The following is an 18,718-nucleotide window of genomic DNA, read 5'->3' as shown; positions in this document are numbered from 1 at the left end:
GGATGTTTGATTTTTATGGTTCTGGAAAGCCTTGGCGGGTCGCTGAGGGGGGCGCTGAAGAAGATCGCCTCCGCCAGCAGGATAGATAAGCAGGTCGTCGACGAGGCGGTGCGGGAGATCCAGAGGGCCCTCCTCCAGGCCGACGTCAACGTCAAGCTGGTGATGAACCTCTCCAACAGGATCAGGGACCGGGCCCTCTCCGAGAAGCCCGCCCCGGGGATGAACCCGAGGGAGCACGTCATCAACATAGTCTACCAGGAGCTGATAAACCTCGTCGGGAAGAGCTCTCCGGTATCCCTGGAGAAGCAGACCATCATGCTCGTGGGCCTCCAGGGCAGCGGCAAGACCACCACCGCGGCGAAGCTCGCCACCTTCTTCCAGAGGAAGGGCCTGCGCTCGGCGGTCGTCTGCGCCGACACCTTCAGGGCAGGGGCCTTCGACCAGCTCAAAGCCCTCTGCGAGAAGCAGGGGGTCTTCTTCTACGGCGAGAAGGGTAACCCCGACGCCCCCGCCGTCGCCAGGCGAGGCCTGGAGGCGTCGAGGAAGTACGACGTCGCGATCGTCGATACCGCCGGAAGGCACGCCCTGGAGAAGGATCTGATCCAGGAGATGATGGACATCGACGCCGTCGTCACCGCCGACCACAAGCTCCTCGTCATGGACGCAGCCCTCGGCCAGCAGGCGAGCGAACAGGCGAAAGCCTTCAACCACGCCGTCGGGATCACCGGCGTCATCATCACCAAGCTCGACGGGACCGCCAAGGGGGGCGGCGCCATGTCCGCCGTCGCCGAGACGAACTCGTCGGTCGCCTTCATCGGGGTCGGAGAGACCCCCAATGACCTGGAACGGTTCGAGGCCGACCGGTTCATATCCCGCCTCCTGGGGATGGGGGACATCAAGACCCTCATCGAGCGGGCCCAGGAGACGAAGGTCGAGGAGGAGGTGGACGTCGAGGCGCTGATGCGGGGCAAGTTCACCCTCAAAGACATGTGCAAGCAGATGGAGGCGATCAACAAGATGGGCCCCCTGAAGCAGATCATGCAGATGCTCCCCCTGGGCGGGATGGGCCTCGACCTCTCCGACCAGGAGTACCAGGTCACCAAAGATCGGCTCGAGAAGTACCGGGTGATCATGTCTTCCATGACGGAGAAGGAATTGGAGGACCCCAAGATCATCACCGCCTCCCGGATCAAGCGGATCTCCCGGGGGAGCGGGACCTCCCCAGAGCTGGTGCGGGAGCTCTTAAAGTCCCACAAGGCGATGCAGAAGGCCCTCAAGGGGATGCGGGGCATGAACAAGATGGGGATGAAGCGGATGATGAAGAAGTTCGGCCCCATGATGGGCGGCGGCGGGATGTAGGCCGTCGCGATATCACCGTCTTTCTGTTCTCTTTTGTTCTTCTTTAGTTCCTATTCTTCGGGACCGTTGGCGTCTTCGCGTCGTTGGCGTTGGGGATGAAAGGGGAGATATGCGAAGTTATTATTAAGTCGGCGATAGTGGTAGCTACTGGTGACTAAACTTGCAGCCATTTGCTGTGGCATCAGTATATCCCAGAAGCATAGCATGGATAATTCGCCCCAATGATCCTAATGAATGGGATCGGTTCGAGCAAATAATCAAGTACAACTGTGCTATGGTAGGCGGATACTTCAATGTCATTATTCCACTTTCCGGCAAAGATGAGATCTCTGAAAAATATCAGCAATTTATGATAAATTTCGATCCGGATTTAATTGTGCTAGCTCCAGATATGGATACGATTCAACCGGAGTCATTTCTGAGACGCATATGTCCTTTTGCCTTGATTCCTTGGGATTCTGTTTCACAAATTGCGGCATATAATCCGTGGGATATCAAATCCGGTACAAACGCAACCTTAAGAGAGTTAAAAGAATCTCGTATTGATGACGACAGCATATCCACATTTTACATTGCTGCGGTCGCAAAAGAAGAATATCCCGACGCCAGCCGTTTAGCACTTGTTGCATGCGGCGATATCGAATCTGGTGAGGCTTCTTTGCGTCACATAGATAAGCTGATGCTCAAAGGAGGAATCACTACAAACGGCTGTACAGGATATCGTGAATCTTTTTTAGGGGAGATACTTGAATCCAAATATAAGCCAAGTGATCTTGGTCATAAAATGCAAAATGGAGATCTTATCTCTCCACCTGATCGTTATAAGCTAGCGGATATAATATGCGATGGGAACCAATTTCCGCTCACAGATGCAGTCAAAATACTAAGTACATGTTGTCGCATGCAGACAAGGCGTCCACAGATTATATCCTTTATCAGATCGACAATTGATTATTCTGGAAGATATTTTTATGATATTAAGGTTCCATGTAATATGGTTATACTGGTATCAGATAGCTTTGGCTTAGATGAGGCAGTATTATTTTGGAACTTACGTGCCAATGAAATCTATGTTATTTGGTTATCATTTAAAGACCTGGAAGAAGGTATGGAAAATGTCGGAAACTGGTTAGGAGACCTTCTTCTAGGGTCTCTGTACGTGGATCATGGGCGTTTTAGACCCCCTGATCTGGATTTAGCGTTTTCCTCCCGAAATGAAGACATTGAAAGACTTAATAATATATTTGAAAAAATAAAAAGAAAAAAGCGCGAAATCTCTCATTGGGGTATATTGACCTACGAAGAGTTAGTATTTTACAGTTTTATCAAACCTCATGTCAAATCTGAGCATGTTTTGGTAGCACGAGACTCATCTAAATGCATGTTTTTGCCGAATATGCCTTCGGAGATGATTGGTGGAATTTTTACTATTACTTTAGAGTGGGAAGATTTAATGCTTCCTCAAAAAGCTGATCTTATAAAATTGATTTCATCCGAAAATGTTGAGGTTTATGATAGGGAAAGTGAAGATCCTATCGAAATGCCAAGCTTTCGAATCACCAAGAACAATTTTATTAGAGTGCAAACTAAAAAAGTATCGCGAATAAAATTTAATAAACCTCTAGTCGATGAAATTATTAAGACTTCATTCTTATCTTCGGGATTTTCTCGCATCGAACGAAGCAGTAGCGCTAAGTATCATACTGATTTTATCAACCGCGCGGGCAGTCTTGAAGAAGCTGCTAGATATCTTGCAACTTCTCCTTATCGAGAATTTTTCGAATTGCTTTCGGACAATAGAAATGAAAATAGACCTGGTTGGCTTCTCGGTAAGGATTCGGACAAAAGACGCGCATTACATCACTATCATCTCAGAGAATCGTTAGGAATAACAAATCCACCCGAAACTAAGACATATGTCGATAAAGTATCCGATTTGATCCCAGATGAAATAATAGAACTTTTAGAAAAAAGAATACTAGAACGCGGTTTTGAACTTAAATGCAAATCATGTTCCTTCAAATCCTGGTATCCTGCTGAATATGTTGGCCAAACGTTCGAATGCACTCGATGTTATCAGTCACAAGTTTTAGGGAGAAACCCATTGTGGTTGTATAAGCTTTCTGAAGTTACTTTTCAGGGATTAACAAGCAACATGGACATTCCACTTCTTGCTTTAAATTACCTTAGAAAAATGGCTCGGCATGATTTTGAATGGATACCAGATTCGGATGTTTATTGGACCAATGATGAAGAAGAGAATAATAGAAATATAGACATTCTTTGTATTCTTGACGGAAAGTTGTTCATTGGTGAAGCCAAAAGCAATGATGAGATACCCGATAACCAGTTCTCATTTTATGATGATCTCTGCAAAAGTTTCGAACCCGACGGCATAGTATTTGCAACTTCCAAGTCGGAATGGAAACAAGGAACGAAGAACAGAATAGAAAAATTAAGGGAATGGTTCAAGGGAGAAGTAATCGAGCTGACTTCTAAAGAGTTGTATCCGTCGCAACCGAATGAGAACGCCTAAGCTTCATTCCCCCTTTTCCCCTTGCTAGCCGCCCACGCAAATACCCTCCAGCGACCTCCTCGATCTTGCGAGATCCGCCGGAAGGCCTGCTCCAAACCTATTTATCGGAGGAGAGGTCTCCTCCGGGGAAGATGACCGATCGGGAGTGGGTCTCGGAGTTTACGGGCTCTTTCAATAGCTACCTATCGCCAGGCTGCCGGATATGCCGCCAGGGAGCGTCCCTTGTCTTGTTCGTCACCGGGATCTGCGAGAGGGACTGCTTCTACTGCCCCCTCTCAGAGGAGCGGCGCGGAAAAGACGGGATCTTTGCCAACGAGCGCCGGGTGGGGTCCGACATCGAGATCATCGAGGAGGCAAACGCCATCGGCGCCCTGGGGACGGGGATTACCGGGGGCGAGCCGCTCCTGAAGATGGAGTTTGTATTGAAATCGATCCGGGCCCTGAAGCGGGAGTTCGGGCAAGATCATCACATCCACCTATATACAGGATCGAGGCCCGGCCCCACAGCCCTCGCTGGCCTCGCGGAGGCGGGGCTCGACGAGATCAGGTTCCACCCGCCGACGTCGGAGTGGTCGAAGCCGGGATGGCTCTACAAGACCCTCGTCGACGCCAAAGGCCTGGGGCTCCTCGCCGGGGTCGAGATCCCCGCCATCGGCCCCGCCCCTGGGATCGTCGATGCGGTCATGAGGGCGGAGGGCTTCCTCAACCTCAACGAGCTGGAGTTCTCCGAGACGAACCAGCGAGCTTTGGGGCGGATGGGGTTCAGGTCGAAGGACTATGGCTGCGGCGCCGTCGGGAGCGATCTTGCCGCCGAAGAGTTCAAGATCGGAGGGCTGCAGGTCCACTACTGCTCCTCCGCCTTCAAGGACGCAGTCCAGCTTCGGGAGCGGCTGAAGCGGCGGGCCGAGCGGACCGCCCGACCCTTCGACCTTCCCACCGATGACGGGACCCTCATCTACGGCGCCATAATCCCCGTTGATGGGGTGGTCGTGGGCCTCGGGCCGGTGGTGGATATGCTGGCGGGCCTGGGGGTCCCGGAGGAGATGTACGCCCCCTCCGAGGGGAGGATCGAGATCGCCGGTTGGATCCTGGAAGATATAGTCGAGGAGCTGGAACCGATGGGGTGGGAGCTCTTCCTGGAGGAGAGGTACCCCCTGGAAGGCGGCCCCGTGGTGGAGAGAATACCTTTATAAGTCCAAAGCTGTAAATGTAGAGGCGGTGAGCTTAGAGGATGGAGGCTAGCGTTCGAAAACATGAAGATCAGATCCGGGAGCGCTTGAAAAACTATCTGAAGCGCGACGGGATGGGCATCCGGAAGGCTGTCCTGAAGCTGTTCTTGCATGACAGGTCTTTCACCACCGAGGAAGTTTACACCTACCTCGACCGGGAAGGGTTCGAGGTGAGCTATCGGGGCGTCTCGGCGATGGTGGGTCTCATGAACACCAGGCTCGGGATCCTCAGCATCGACGTCTCGGGGGACCACAACGTCTACTCCCTCAAGCCGGATCACAAGATGATCGTCAGCTCGGTCCTCGAAACATATTGATCCATATCAATTCTTCAGTTGGGCGGCTCTCCGCGCTTCATCCTTCCTAGATACTTCTTGAGGGCGAAGTCTGCGAGGATGTTCGTCCCCCGGAGGGCGAGGTGCTGGACCGGACCCGCCGTCATCCTCTCGCTGTAATAGCTGTGCAGCGCCTTCAGATGGCGGAGGTTGTACTCCAGACAACTCCCCACCAGCTCCCAGTGCTCGGGGGTCGCCTCCTCCCGCCCAAATCCCCTCGCCCTTCCCAGGCGGGTCTCGCCGATGGGGGTGAAGAAGAGGGGGAGCATCAGGCCGACGCTCTCCTTCAGCGACTCCACAAGCTCCGTCGTCGCCACCACGTCCGTGGCCGTCTCCCCGGGAAGCCCCAGGACGAGGCTCGCCACCGGGAGCCAGGACCGATCCCGGAAGAGGCCGTAGCACTCCCTCACCATCTCAGGCCAGGCCTCCAGGGGCGCAGGCTTCGTCTTGTTCTTCATGTGCTTCGCCAGGAGCCGGGGGCTGCCCGTCTCGATCCCGATCCATGCCGACATGTACCTCTGGTCAGAGCCGACCCCCACCACCTCGGAGACCTCCGCCAGGAGGTCCTGGCTGTGATAGACCGACGCCAAGCTCATGTGGGATACGTCCACGGTCCTGGGGCCCAAACCCTTCACCCGTCGGAAGAGGTCGAGGAGGATCTCCTTCTCCGGCACCATCCCGACGGAGCCGTACATGAAGGCGTCCTCGGAGTGGAGGATCAGGTCCCTCTGTCCCGCAGAAAGGTTCACCCTGGCGTCTTCGAGGATCCTGGAGACGGGCCGACTCCGAGTCCTTCGCATAGTCGGCGAGCAGAAAGAGCAGCCCCGCCAGCAGCCCCTCCCGATCTCGACGATCCCCCCGACGGTCGCCCCCCTGTTGACGGGGATCTCATCGCCGGGGACGGCCTCCCCCTCCACCTCCCGGGGGACGTCCTCGCCGCCGATGATTCTCTTGCAGATCGACGGGAACGTCCTCTCCCCTTCACCCAGGTAGATGTGATCGACCCCTGCATCCTCGCCCCGGAGCTCCCAGGAGCCGTTGCCGCCTATGACCACCTTCGGCCTGTGCTCTCTTATGAGGGGATGGCCCAGAAGCTCCAGAAACTTCGTCCTGTTGTAGGGTGCGCCCCGATTGATCATCTCCTCGATCTCCCGGACGGCGATCTTCCCCATGGGATCGTCGTGGCCGATCCCCACGATCTCGGTATCAGGCCCGATCGCCTCGTCGAGATGGTCGGGGTGGGCGACGATCACCTCATCTGGCGAAAAGCCCGCCTCCAGAAGGGCGGCCTCCACCTTCCTCATCCCGCAGGGGGCGAGGAGGGCCGACCCGTCAGCCCCGGCCTCCACGGGCGGGCAGAATAGCCATTTGAAGATCCTCTCGGAGATCATCGATGCCGGGAGGATCGCCGCAAAGCCGAGCATCACTCCTCCGTTGTAGTTGCTCATCATGGTAGCGTCGCTGGTGAGGACTATCCTTTTGCCTGACATCTTCGTGCCCCATCTCCGTGATCCCAGATAACGGTGTTGAGCCGGCGGACCCCACAAGCCTTTAATACCTCCCGTCTTTAGAGGAGAGGTCTGTGCAGGAGAAATCGTTGTCGGAGATCAACGAACGCATCCGGGACGGCAGCGTTCGGGTGGTCACTGCGGAGGAGATGCCGGAGCTGGTGGACGAGCTGGGCACCCAGGGTGCTGTCCGAGAGGTGGACGTCGTCACCACCGGCACCTTCGGAGCGATGTGCTCTTCCGGTCTCTTTCTCAACACCGGCCACAGCGATCCACCGATAAAGATCTCCAAGGCCTGGCTGAACAACGTGGAGGCATACGGCGGAGTCGCCGCCGTCGACCTATTTCTTGGAGCCACCCAGCCGTCCGAGGACAGAGGAGACGAGTACGGCGGGGCCCACGTCATGGAGGACCTCGTCTCCGGACGGGATGTGGAGCTGCGGGCCCAGGGGGTCGTCACCGACTGCTACCCCCGCTCCGAGCTGGAGACGACCCTCAGGCTTGATGACTTCAACCAGGCGATCATGGTCAACCCGAGGAACGCCTACCAGAGGTACGCTGCGGCCGCAAACTCCACAGAGAGGACGCTCCACACCTACATGGGAACCCTCCTCCCTCGATACGGAAACGTCAGCTACAGCGGGGCCGGCGCCCTATCACCGATACCAAACGACCCCGACTTCGAGTACATCGGGGTGGGGACGAGGATATTCCTCTGCGGCGGCCAGGGGCAGATCATCGGCCCTGGGACCCAGCACCTCCCTCAGAACGGATTTGCCACCCTGATGGTGAAGGGCGACCTCAAGGAGATGAGCTCCGAGTTTCTCAGGGGCGCCACCTTCCAGGACTACGGACCGAGCCTCTACGTCGGTCTGGGGGTCCCGATACCGGTCTTAAACGAGAGGATCGCAGAAAAGACCGCCGTAAGAGATAGGGAGATCGTCACCGAGATCGTCGACTACGGCGTCCCGAGGCGCGCCAGGCCGACGGTGAGGCGGGTGAACTACGAGGAGCTCTACTCCGGGGTCGTCGATATCGACGGGGCCGAGGTGAAGACCTCGGCGCTATCGAGCCGCCACGTGGCGAGGAAGGTGGCTTCGGCTTTGGGCGACTCCATTCGGAGGGGGGAGTTTCTCCTATCGGAGGCTGTGGAGCCCCTCTCCGGGGTCGGCAGGAACAACCCCGTGAGGCAGACGAAGGAGTTCCTCCTGGTGGGGGACGTCATGAGCTCAGAGGTGGTGACCGTCAGAGAGGAGATCAATATCAAGGAGGCGGCGAGGATGATCGTCGGCGGCACCTTCGACCACCTTCCGGTCGTATCGGCCGATGAGAAGCTCATCGGGATGGTCACCGCCTGGGACATATCCAAGGCCGTCGCCAGCGACAAGACCTCCCACATCTCCGAGATGATGACGAGGAAGGTCTTCATCGCCAGTCCCGACGAGCCCCTGGAGCTGGCGGCGAGAAAGCTCCACCACCACAAGATCTCGGCGCTCCCCGTGGTGGACAAGGATCACCGGGTCATAGGGATGCTGACGAGCGACCACCTCAGCAGGCTCTACGGCAGGAGGAGGAGGTCAAAGTGAAGCTGATGCTCCACGTCGCCCCCGGGATCGTAAGAAAGCCGATAGTATCCTCGGTGATCCTGGAGACTAAGGCCCTCATCAACATCGAGCGGGCGAAGGTCGACGCCGTCTCCGGCGAGATCGTCGTCGACGTAGACCTCGATAAATGCGTCGAGGTTAAGAGGGCCTTCGAGGAGAGGGGGGTCAGGGTCGTCCTCCTGGAGAACCCCATCATCAAAGACGACGACGAATGCGTCCACTGCGGGGCCTGCATATCGATCTGCCCCACAGGGACCTTCAGGTTCGAGGGGTCTGAGGTGGTCGCCGACGCCGGAAGATGCGTCCAGTGCGCCAGCTGCATCACCGCCTGTCCCCAGAGGGCTCTGAGGCTCGTCCTGAAGTAGAGGCCGTCTCCAGCGAGGACCAAAGGACCTGGTCATCTCCGCCGGAGATGCCGGACCCTCGCTCTGGACGTCATGGAGATCCCAGCCTTGCGGTCTGAAGGCTGACGGTGGGGGATTTAGCTCTTCAGGATCTGTCATCTCAACGACGAGACGCGATCGGGATGGCATCTCGCGATGTATTTTATACTAGCTAGCCCCACTCATCCTTTGATTGGGTATCGATAGCAGGGTCGGAATGGACTGTACCAGAACTGATCTGAAGGTGGCACTATTGGCCCTTTACGTTGCCCTCGCCCCGGGCATTTCGAGCTGTGCCGAGGTCAACGACCTTTGGCTCCTCATATCCAGCTACGAGGATATCGGGATAACCGTCCACGACCTCGCCTTCTTCCTGGCGACCCACAGCTTCAACGCCACCCCTGAGAGGGGCTACGTGACGGTGACCTTCTCCGACGGCGAGAGGAGCTACCTGACGCCGAACGGCGCCGCCCCGAGGCTCGCAGACCTCTGGGCGGCGCCGCCGACCCCGACGGGACCGGTGAGGGTGATCGTCCCCGACGCCATCCAGAGGAACGTGACATACGAGAGGACCGATAACAGCAGATTCATCAGAGAGGTGACCCGGCGCGCCATCTTTCCTGTAACTCCCCTGGGGATGTGTTACGACGGATCGAAGAAGCTGGCGGATACCTACGAAAGTTTCAATTATAGAGTAAGATATATGTACGATCCTAGCGAATGGGACTGGCAGGGACACCTCTGGGTTATTGTCGAAGACGACGGCCGACCAGATCTATGGATTGCGGTCGATAGCTACTACGGCGTCATGATAGACGACGAATACTACTCCGCACCATACAGCTTCGAGGGGTTCGAAAACCTCAACTCGATAAACCCGAAATGGAGATTGGGATGACAAGCTCCACCAGAAACCCCGTAATCGCAGTCAGATATGGCCGAAGATTCAGCGAGAGGTTCGAGATGAAAAAAATCCGCATTCCTATAGCAAGGTCGATGAAATTTATAGCAGTCGTATCGCTCATCCTCTGCCTTTCTGGAGTCGGCTCAGTTGGTGATGAGACGCTATCGGTATCCGATAGGGCAGATCTGAGATCCACCAACCTCTCAGGCCTCGACCTCAGCGGCGCCAATTTGAACCAGTCTGATCTATCCGGCGCTTATCTCGCCGGGGCAGATCTCAAGAGCGCTTACCTCATATCAGCGTGGCTTGTAGCCGCAAACCTCACCAAAACCAACCTCGCAGGGGCGGACCTCTCGGGGGCGGACTTATCGGGCGCCGACCTCACCGAAGCCGACCTCTCGGAGGCGAACCTCTGGGGAGCGAAGCTCTCAGAGGCGATGCTCAAAGATGCCACCCTCGCCAAGGCGGATCTTACCCGAGCCGACCTAACCGACACCGACTTCACCGGGGCGGACATGACCAACGCCCGGCTCTTTCGCACCGACCTCACCGGGGCGACGATGATCGGAGTTTACCTCATCGGCGGCAACTTCGTCGGAGCCCATATGAACTGGGCCGAGATGAAAGGAAGCTACCTCAACCGCGGCCAGTTCTCCAGGGCCGAGTTCTACGGGACAGACCTATCGGGCTCTGACCTCTCGGACTCCGACTTTTCAAGAGCCTACCTCATGAGGGCCAACCTCACCGACTCGAACCTGAACTGGGCCCTATTCGCCTATGCGGACCTGACGGAGGCGAAATTGGCTCGATCTACCCTCCGGGGAACGAAGCTATCCTACGCCGACCTCACCGGCGCAGACCTCTCGCAAGCCGACCTCACCGACGCCGACCTCACCGCCGTCAGGCTGATAAAATCGAACTTGAGCGACGCCAAGTTGGGGAGGGCTTATCTACTGGGACTGGACCTGCGGGGAGTCGACCTCTCGGGGGCGTTTCTGAGGGACGCCACCATCGACAGGACGTACCTCACCAACGCCAACCTCACCGGTGCCGACCTCAGGGGAGCCACCCTCTCGTCTGTGGAGATGACGGGGGCCGACCTCTCGGGAGCGAACCTCATCAGGGCGAAGGTCGACCAGTTCACCTTGTTCTCCCTCTCCAAGGCGAATCTGGAGGGGGCCCTCATCGACGACGAGCTGAGAAGAGACCTTGAAGCCCTCGGATGAGGTGATGGGGCAGGAGGCGATTTTCGGCGTGGCCCCGATCTATCGCCCCCCAATCAATCCACCATCTCATCGACCTATCTCACCCTTATCGGCCCAACAGAATCCGGTAGTTTAAGAACGGCCGATGATCAAATGTGACCGCACCCCTCTGGCCTTGGATCTCGTAGGGCTCCATGCCTATCATCGTCCCGATCATCTCTTTACAGGCGTAGTCGCTGTAATGGTTTCCTATCCACCGATTTCCGCCGTTATCTCGCCCGTTGAACTTGCCGTTATCGATGAGGGCGTTGGACATGATGAGGTTGAGCTCGCCATGAAACATATAAATGCCCCCGAGCCCAGAGTCTCTTATCAGGTTCGTCATGAACAGGTTCTCGCTGCTCTCGTCAAGAACCTGGATTCCGTACTCGCCGCTTTCATGGATATCGTTATCAGAGACGACGGTCCCCGTCGATCTGAGAACATGGACCCCGTCTGCGACGCTATTATTGATACTGTTTCCATATATCTTGCCGTTATCGCAGCGGAGGAGGCGGATCCCGTCTCGGGTGCTGTTGGCGATATGGTTCTTAGAGACGGCGGCGTTATGGACGAACTCGAGGCTTACGCCGAAGACGTTATCTTCGATCTCGTTCTCGACGATGTAGACGTCGCTTGAATATCGAATGATGACGCCGTCGCCGTTCCTTCGGATCTCGTTCTCCTGGACGAAGTTCAGGTCGCTATCGTCCAAGACGAGGCCGTACCTCTTGTTCCCCGATACATCGTTCTTCATGATCAGGTTATGTTCGCTCTCACCCCGGAGGGAGATGCCGCTTTCGCGATTGTTCCTGATCACATTCTTCGAGACGGTGTTGAAGCTTGATCCACGATATGCGATTCCGCTGAGATCGTTATCTGATAGGACGTTCTGGACGATGACGTTGTTCTTGCTGGAGTCTATGTTGATCCCCATCTCGTCGCAGATCTCGATGGTCTGCATCGTGATCATGTTGCTATCAGACCTGTAGATGTCGATCCCGCTATTTTCGCAATCCCTTATTCTATTCGCCACGAATATGTTGTTATTCGACTCTGATAGATGTACGCCGTTCTCTGAGTTGTTGTGGATCGAGTTTGATGAAAACTCGTTTCTGTAGGACTCCGCGATGGTGATGCCGTCGGCTCCGTTCCCCCACACTTCGCTATTTGATATCCAGTTCTCCTGGGAGTTCTCGATGAATATGCCATAGGCGTTCCGATGTACTTCAGAGGTCTCGATGGCGCTGCTATTCACGCCAAAGAGCCGGATTCCCGCCAGAAGGTTGTCGTGGATCTTGTTCGCCGATACGAGGTGGCCGGTGGAGTTCTGGATGAAGATGCCGTGACCCGGGGAGCCGGATATAGTGTTGTTTATGATCCTGGAGCCGTCGGAGAGGACCAGGACGGCGGCGGAATCGCACTCGACCGTCTCAAGAGAGCGGTCATAGGAGCCGCCGGCGAGGACGAACCCATCAACGACGACCCCGCTGGCATTGATGACGATGATAGGCTCCATCGTATCGTCACCTTCTACGACCGGCCTCCCATCGGCCAGAAGGGTGATGGACCTATCGACGACCAGGTTCTCACGGTACGTTCCGTTCAAGACAATTACCTCGCCGCCGGCCTCGGAGGCGTCTATGGCGTCCTGGATCTTGGTGAAGTCTCCGGAGCCTGCGCAGTCGACGAGAAAGGCGTTGGAGCCGGCTCCAACGGTAGCTAACATCAGAACCAGCAATAAGGAAGTTAGGCATCTGAGCATGAGAATCACCTGCTCAAATAGTCAAACGCTACTTATTAATCTGTTCGCTTCTTTTTGGCTCAGCATCATATGAGATCAGATGATGATGACGATCATAGTAGCGGATGAGTAGGGGTGGCCAGAGTCTCGCCAGGATGGCAGCAGCCCTCAATATGGCTATCGATATGGAGGAATCTGAAGCATCCGGAAGACCCGTTTGAGGCCTGTTGTATTGGAGAAATCACCGCCACTCTTCACCAGGAAGATTATGAAGAAGAGAAGCTCGAGGTCCATGAGATCGACAGCAACTTTTATTGTGCCCAGGATGGTATAGCCTCTGTGACGCTGGAGATGTAGAGAACGGCATGCCGGATGAAGAAGCTTCCAGAAAGGGTTTATAAAAGAACCCTGATAAGATCGAAGAGCAGATAAGAGGACAGAGTTGAGGCGTGTCAGCTTCAATCTGGCCTTAACTGGAGATCCCTTCAGAAGGGATGGGGGCTGAGTACAAAAGTTCAAGGGGTTAAACAATCCCGACGAGGTCCTGCACGTGACAGTATCCCAGAAGCGTCAGCGTATCCGACGACGGATCAGAAAATCCATATATAGTTAATTATAATCATAGATTCAGCGAGAGGTTCAACATGACAGGAATCCGCATTTATATCTTCAAATCGCTAAAATTTATCACGGTCGTATCGCTAATCCTCTGTCTTTCTGGAACCGCCTCCGAACCGCTGATCAAAGATGAGAGGCTATCCGATCCGGTTGACCTGAGATACGTCAACCTCTCCGACCTCGATATGAGAGGAGCAAATTTGAACCAGTCGGATTTGAGGGGGAGAGATCTCACCGGGGCAGATCTCGAGAGCGCATACCTCATATCTGCATGGCTTTCTGGCGCAAACCTCACCAAGGCGAACCTAGTTAAAGCTGACCTCTCAGCCGCCGACCTGAGCGGATCAGACCTCGATGAAGCCGACCTCTCGGAGTCTAAGCTTTGGGGTGCAAAGATCTCGGAGGCGAGGCTCAAAGATGCTACCCTCGCCAAGGCGGATCTTACCCGAGCCGACCTCACCGACGCCGACCTCACCGGGGCGGATCTGACCAACGCGCGGCTCTTTCGCACCGACCTCACCGGGGCGACGATGATCGGAGTTTACCTCATCGGTGGCAACTTCGTCGGAGCCCATATGAACTGGGCCGAGATGAAAGGAAGCTACCTCAACCGGGGCCAGTTTTCGAGGGCTGAGTTCTACGGAGCCGATCTATCGGGATCAGACCTATCAGACTCCGACTTTTCAAGGGCCTACCTCATGAGGGCCAACCTCACCGACGCGAACCTCAACTGGGCCCTCTTCGCCTACGCCGACCTGACGGAGGCGAAGCTCGCCCGATCTACCCTCCGGGGAACGAAGCTATCCTACGCCGACCTCACCGGCGCAGACCTCTCGCAAGCCGATCTTACCGACGCCGACCTCACCGCGGTCCGGCTGATAAAATCGAACTTGAGCAACGCCAAGTTGGGGAGGGCTTATCTACTGGGGCTGGACCTGCGGGGCGTCGACCTCTCAGGGGCGTTTCTGAGGGACGCCACCATCGACAGGACATACCTGACCAATGCCAACCTCACCGGTGCCGACCTCCGAAGCGCGACCTTATTGTCCGTCGAAATGACGGGAGCCGACCTCTCGGGGGCGAACCTCATCAGGGCGAAGTACGACCAGTTCACCCTATTCTCCCTATCGAGAGCGAAGCTGGATGGAGCGATGATAGACGACGAGCTAAAAAGAGACCTTGAGGCGATAGGGTGAGGTCCCATCGACCTTCCTATCCCTCATCCCATCCTCAAAAAGACCCGGCGGGACCTCGCCATACCTCCTAACTCAGCCTATATATCGCCCGGCGGACCCGGTAGTGTCCGATCGCCCAGCGTTACAAAGTGGTTCATGAAAGGCTTATAATCACGAGTGACCGAGCCCCTATGGCCAAATATCTCGTAAGGGTCTGCGCCTATATCTACCACACCTGGTTCGGAGGCAAATCGATCGTCGTATTGGCCGAGGACCATTCTGTAGGCTATCTCTTCTCCAGCATAGTCGCTGTAGGAGTTGCTGAGCCACTTGTTACCGCCGTTGTCCCTTCCATTGAACTTGCCGTTATCGATCAGGGCGTTTGATAAGACGATGTTGAGCTCTCCTTCGAAGATATATACGCCGCCAGTTCCGGAGTTTCGGATGACGTTGAGCATGAAGAGATTATGGTCGGAGTGATCCAGGACCTGAATCCCGTACTCGCCGTTCATATCGATGTCGTTACTCGAAACGACGGTACCTGTTGATTTTACCATATGGACCCCGTCTGCCATATTCTCGCGGACCTTGTTGGAATATATCTTGCTGTTATCGCAGCGGAGTAGACGGATCCCGTCCCGAGTGCAGTTCTGTATGCTGTTCGTCGAAACGACCACGTTCTGGGTGAACTCAAGGCTTATGCCGAAATTGTTGTAATCTATTTCGTTCTCGACGACGGAGTTATCCCGGGAGTACCTGATGACTATGCCGTCCAAATTTCTTGTGATCTTGTTGGCCTGAACATAGTTGATGGAGCTACCGTCGAATACGATGCCGTACCTCTTGTTCCCCGAGATCTCGTTGAGAGTGATCAGGTTCTCACCGCTCTCGTCGCGCAGGGATATGCCGCTCTCGCGGTTCTCTTTGACGAGGTTCTCCGATACTGTATTGGACTTCGAGCCCTGTATAGCGATACCGTTGAGGTCGTTATATGATAAGGCGTTGAGGAGGATCACGTTGTTATCGCTGGAGTCGACGTTTATTCCCGTCTGAGCGCTTCTTCCGATCGTATTTGTCACGATCATGTTGTTGGATGACTCATAAAGGTCGATGCCGCTTTCATAATTGTCATAAATCCAGTTCGAAATGAGTATGTTGTTGCTGGATTTGGTGATATATACACCGTTCTCTGAGTTGTTATGAATCGCGTTTCCGACAAGCTCGTTCCAAAGGGAGGATTCGATGGAGATCCCGTCTGCGCCGTTGCCCCAAACCCCGCAGTTCGAGATCCAGTTGCTGGAGGAGTCCTCGACAAATATTCCGTACGCATTTTGATGTATCTCATTTGCCGCGATCTGGCTATCGTTAGCTCCGGCAAACCTTATCCCAGCCTTGAAGCTCCCGCTGATCATATTGCCGTATATCATATGATCCTTTGAGTTGAGGACACAGATGCCGTGACTCAAAGAGGATGATATGGTGTTGTTCAGGATTTTGGAGCCATCCGATAAAACAAGAACCGCACCGCCATCGCTGCTCTCATTGGTGCTTCCGGCTAAGATGAAACCATCCAAAACGACACCGCTCGCATTTATTGTGATGATAGGGGCTGATCCAGCCCCGCCTTCGACTATAGGCTGCCCCACTCCAAGGAGGCCGATCTGTTTATCCACCACCAGATTCTCGCGGTACGTCCCGTTCAGGACGAGGATCAAGTCGCCCTCCTCGGAGGCGTCTATGGCGTCCTGGATACTCGTGAAGTCTCCGGAGCCTGCACCGTCGACAAAAATGGTGGCAGCACCCGCCCCGAGGTTTGCCGTCATCAGTATCAGCAAGATGGAAGTCGGGAATCTGAGCATGGAAATCACATATCCCAATAGTTTCTCGCGGTTTATTAACTTACCTTGTGGGATAGAGCAGAGGATGATCGCCCTATACAAAGCAGGTCCCGTGTAGCCATGAAGTAAAGTTATGCATATTAGATCGTTAAGCCTCTCTTCTACATCGCTAATTGATCCAGTGGCGGGCGATATAGGATGAATGAGGATGAATGCTGGACTGGAGGTTCTTGACAATAATCAAACATTGAAGTATAATGAGAATTCATTGAGGTGTTAAATCGACGAATAGGACCGGTAGCTGCAAATCGTTAAATATCTGAACTCCTTACTTCTAGTACTGATCTTTGAATTCAGAGGGTAAGCTCATGAGAATCCACTTTGATATAAGCCGACCGGATCATGCTTTATGCGGCGTAAAAAATATTTCTATTCTATCAGTTCTTATAACAGCGGTTTTGGGATTCGTGGTCACTACAGGATCTGCAGTCGTTGCTCCCCTGAACGAGCCTACCTACGGTTCAGCTGTTGTAGACGGCAGTTATGACGAATGGGCCCTTTCTAACGACTTCTTCGCATATATGTGGGAAGCAGGAAACCCAAATAAGCCTAATGCTGTAATTTTATCGAAGCTTTATTTGCGCTACGACTGCGACAAGAATGTATTATATGCCTTAGTTCTGAGGGATGAAAATTATATCCCACTCAAGAAAGCTGATGACGCCTGGATCAAGGTTTACGATCTGGGTAATAGCCCTCGAGTTAGCGGCAAATCAGGGAACGATGGAACCCCTCCCGACTTCATGTGGGTGTACAGTGGCAATACCCTTATCGGTTATGAAGCTTCATTTTCCCTTCCTGAAGGAACCTATAGCTTTGAGGCTCATATACAAATATCTAAAGATAGAACCTCGTCCACGGGGAGAAGAGGCAATTATCTGACTTTGGTGATCGACTGCCCGGATATCCCGAGCATCGATATCGAGAAGGCGACGAACGGTGAAGATGCTGATACCGAGACAGGTCCCGTCGTCGCGGTGGGATCCACGATCACCTGGACTTATGTGGTTAAAAATACCGGCAACGTACCCCTAGCCAACGTGGTCGTCACCGACGATCAGGGTATGACCCCGATCTATGTAGGCGGTGATACCAATAATGACGGCATCCTGGATCCCGACGAGACATGGACCTATGAGGCCACGGGAACTGCGGTGGCGGGCCAAAACAAAAAAGTCGGTACGGCTAAAGGAACTTATGATGGTAAAGAGGTCGTTGACACCGATCCGACCCATTACCTCAGCAGTTCAGTGAGTCCCTGCGATCAATATAACGTAACCTTTAACGGCAAGACGACTGTCGGTAACAATACCAGATTCGATTATAGGGTTTGTGCCACAGATAATGCTCCATTTGATATAAGCCACTGGACGGTGGAGCTGGAGGTCAGCACCAGCGGCAGCATCGAGGTGACCAAGGCCGTGGTTGGGGATTGTGATGGTGAGACAGAGTTCAAAATTTGTATCGACGGCCCCCAAGAAGATTGTGCCACCTTCGGCTGTGACGGTGGAAAATACACCTTCAGCAATCTGCCTTTCGGAACTTATTATATAAGTGAAGATGATCCCGGCGAGGGTTGGGAGTATACAATAGATCCTGAACAGGTCACTTTATCAGGCTGTAGCATAAAAGTGCTGAGCGCCTCACATAAATATGCGATTGGACGGGATCCAACAACCGGGGTTACTGGGATCAAGTTCGATATCCCTATTGAAAAAGGGACGTGCACAGATTTCTGGTTCGTTCTAGATGGTGAGTGGGTGACCGGAACCGTCGATGCAGCGATCAAGGCGGGGCAGGAAGTTTGCTATTATTCCGTCAGTGGACCTATTTGTATTGGCAAAGCATATGTAACCGCATCCAACTACCTAGTTGTTCCTGAACCTTCTATATCCATCGAGAAGGCGACGAACGGTCAAGATGCCGATTCTCCGACGGGACCCGTTCTGAACTCAGGAGACCTGGTGACCTGGACTTATGTGGTCACCAACACGGGTAACGTTCCTCTCACAGAAGTCTACGTGACCGACGACGTCATCGGTCCCGTAGCAGGTCCCATCAACCTGAACGTCGGCGAAAGCAAGACGTTCACCAAGACCGGGACGGCTTCGGTCGGACAGTACAGCAACACAGCAAAGGCCAACGGGACTTATCAGGAAGAGGAAGTCGAAGACTCCGATC

General features: G+C 54.5%; 14 protein-coding genes. 11 read left to right on the top strand and 3 right to left on the bottom strand.

Annotation, left to right across the window (positions count from 1 at the left end):
- Positions 1-15 precede the first annotated feature (15 nt).
- The 4 genes from P0O24_RS06745 to P0O24_RS06730 all read left to right on the top strand — a co-directional run bounded on the left by P0O24_RS06745 (position 16) and on the right by P0O24_RS06730 (position 5,441).
- A complete protein-coding gene (locus tag P0O24_RS06745) occupies positions 16-1,359 on the top strand; it encodes a signal recognition particle protein Srp54 (protein WP_316968981.1) in 1,344 nt (447 codons plus the stop codon).
- Positions 1,360-1,519: 160 nt separating this feature from the next.
- Positions 1,520-3,895: a hypothetical protein gene (locus tag P0O24_RS06740; protein WP_316968980.1), complete on the top strand. Its 2,376-nt coding sequence runs from the start codon at positions 1,520-1,522 to the stop codon at positions 3,893-3,895.
- 131 nt (positions 3,896-4,026) lie between these two features.
- Positions 4,027-5,088, top strand: a complete 1,062-nt coding sequence (locus P0O24_RS06735) for a radical SAM protein (RefSeq protein WP_316968979.1) — start codon at positions 4,027-4,029, stop codon at positions 5,086-5,088.
- A gap of 38 nt (positions 5,089-5,126) precedes the next feature.
- Positions 5,127-5,441 (top strand): DUF2551 domain-containing protein, encoded by a 315-nt coding sequence (locus tag P0O24_RS06730; RefSeq protein WP_316968978.1) that lies wholly within the window; start codon positions 5,127-5,129, stop codon positions 5,439-5,441.
- Between the two features lie 14 nt (positions 5,442-5,455).
- Here P0O24_RS06730 and P0O24_RS06725 read toward each other — a convergent pair whose 3' ends face one another.
- Positions 5,456-6,949 carry a B12-binding domain-containing radical SAM protein gene (locus P0O24_RS06725; protein WP_316968977.1) on the bottom strand — a complete coding sequence of 498 codons (1,494 nt, stop codon included), beginning with the start codon at positions 6,947-6,949 and terminating at the stop codon, positions 5,456-5,458.
- Positions 6,950-7,056: 107 nt separating this feature from the next.
- On the opposite strand from P0O24_RS06725, the gene P0O24_RS06720 reads away from it, so the two are divergent.
- The 4 genes from P0O24_RS06720 (at position 7,057) to P0O24_RS06705 (ending at position 11,084) form a co-directional block, all read left to right on the top strand.
- Positions 7,057-8,553: a homocysteine biosynthesis protein gene (locus tag P0O24_RS06720; RefSeq protein ID WP_316968976.1), complete on the top strand. Its 1,497-nt coding sequence runs from the start codon at positions 7,057-7,059 to the stop codon at positions 8,551-8,553.
- A gap of 5 nt (positions 8,554-8,558) precedes the next feature.
- Positions 8,559-8,936, top strand: coding sequence for a 4Fe-4S dicluster domain-containing protein (locus tag P0O24_RS06715; RefSeq protein WP_316969009.1), 378 nt, complete (start codon positions 8,559-8,561; stop codon positions 8,934-8,936).
- Positions 8,937-9,147: 211 nt separating this feature from the next.
- Entirely contained in the window at positions 9,148-9,852 is a 705-nt protein-coding gene (locus tag P0O24_RS06710; RefSeq protein WP_316968975.1) for a hypothetical protein, read from the top strand.
- A 98-nt stretch (positions 9,853-9,950) separates the two neighbouring features.
- Positions 9,951-11,084, top strand: a complete 1,134-nt coding sequence (locus tag P0O24_RS06705; protein ID WP_316968974.1) for a pentapeptide repeat-containing protein — start codon at positions 9,951-9,953, stop codon at positions 11,082-11,084.
- A gap of 85 nt (positions 11,085-11,169) precedes the next feature.
- Here P0O24_RS06705 and P0O24_RS06700 read toward each other — a convergent pair whose 3' ends face one another.
- The gene (locus tag P0O24_RS06700) at positions 11,170-12,831 is read right to left on the bottom strand and encodes a right-handed parallel beta-helix repeat-containing protein (protein ID WP_316968973.1); all 1,662 of its coding nucleotides are present in this window, start codon (positions 12,829-12,831) and stop codon (positions 11,170-11,172) included.
- A 150-nt stretch (positions 12,832-12,981) separates the two neighbouring features.
- Here P0O24_RS06700 and P0O24_RS06695 point away from each other — a divergent pair, with 150 nt between their 5' ends.
- Positions 12,982-13,203, top strand: a complete 222-nt coding sequence (locus tag P0O24_RS06695) for a hypothetical protein (protein ID WP_316968972.1) — start codon at positions 12,982-12,984, stop codon at positions 13,201-13,203.
- A gap of 287 nt (positions 13,204-13,490) precedes the next feature.
- Positions 13,491-14,660 (top strand): pentapeptide repeat-containing protein, encoded by a 1,170-nt coding sequence (locus P0O24_RS06690; RefSeq protein WP_316968971.1) that lies wholly within the window; start codon positions 13,491-13,493, stop codon positions 14,658-14,660.
- A gap of 77 nt (positions 14,661-14,737) precedes the next feature.
- Here the strand turns inward: P0O24_RS06690 and P0O24_RS06685 are convergent, their stop codons facing one another.
- Positions 14,738-16,474 (bottom strand): NosD domain-containing protein, encoded by a 1,737-nt coding sequence (locus P0O24_RS06685; protein ID WP_316968970.1) that lies wholly within the window; start codon positions 16,472-16,474, stop codon positions 14,738-14,740.
- Positions 16,475-16,845: 371 nt separating this feature from the next.
- Here P0O24_RS06685 and P0O24_RS06680 point away from each other — a divergent pair.
- Positions 16,846-18,718: DUF7507 domain-containing protein (locus tag P0O24_RS06680; RefSeq protein ID WP_316968969.1), on the top strand; the 1,873-nt coding region annotated here is incomplete at its 3' end.

This window comes from Candidatus Methanocrinis alkalitolerans (genome assembly GCF_029167205.1).
Lineage (GTDB): Archaea > Halobacteriota > Methanosarcinia > Methanotrichales > Methanotrichaceae > Methanocrinis > Methanocrinis alkalitolerans.
Note: the sequence above shows the minus strand (reverse complement) of the source record. Positions and strands in the feature narration are given on the sequence as shown.

Coding starts and splice junctions, on each gene's coding strand:
- P0O24_RS06745 (WP_316968981.1), top strand. CDS start 16: ATGGTTCTGGAAAGCCTTGGCGGGTCGCTGAGGGGGGCGCTGAAGAAG.
- P0O24_RS06735 (WP_316968979.1), top strand. CDS start 4,027: ATGACCGATCGGGAGTGGGTCTCGGAGTTTACGGGCTCTTTCAATAGC.
- P0O24_RS06730 (WP_316968978.1), top strand. CDS start 5,127: ATGGAGGCTAGCGTTCGAAAACATGAAGATCAGATCCGGGAGCGCTTG.
- P0O24_RS06725 (WP_316968977.1), bottom strand. CDS start 6,949: ATGTCAGGCAAAAGGATAGTCCTCACCAGCGACGCTACCATGATGAGC.
- P0O24_RS06715 (WP_316969009.1), top strand. CDS start 8,559: ATGCTCCACGTCGCCCCCGGGATCGTAAGAAAGCCGATAGTATCCTCG.
- P0O24_RS06705 (WP_316968974.1), top strand. CDS start 9,951: ATGAAATTTATAGCAGTCGTATCGCTCATCCTCTGCCTTTCTGGAGTC.
- P0O24_RS06700 (WP_316968973.1), bottom strand. CDS start 12,831: ATGTTAGCTACCGTTGGAGCCGGCTCCAACGCCTTTCTCGTCGACTGC.
- P0O24_RS06690 (WP_316968971.1), top strand. CDS start 13,491: ATGACAGGAATCCGCATTTATATCTTCAAATCGCTAAAATTTATCACG.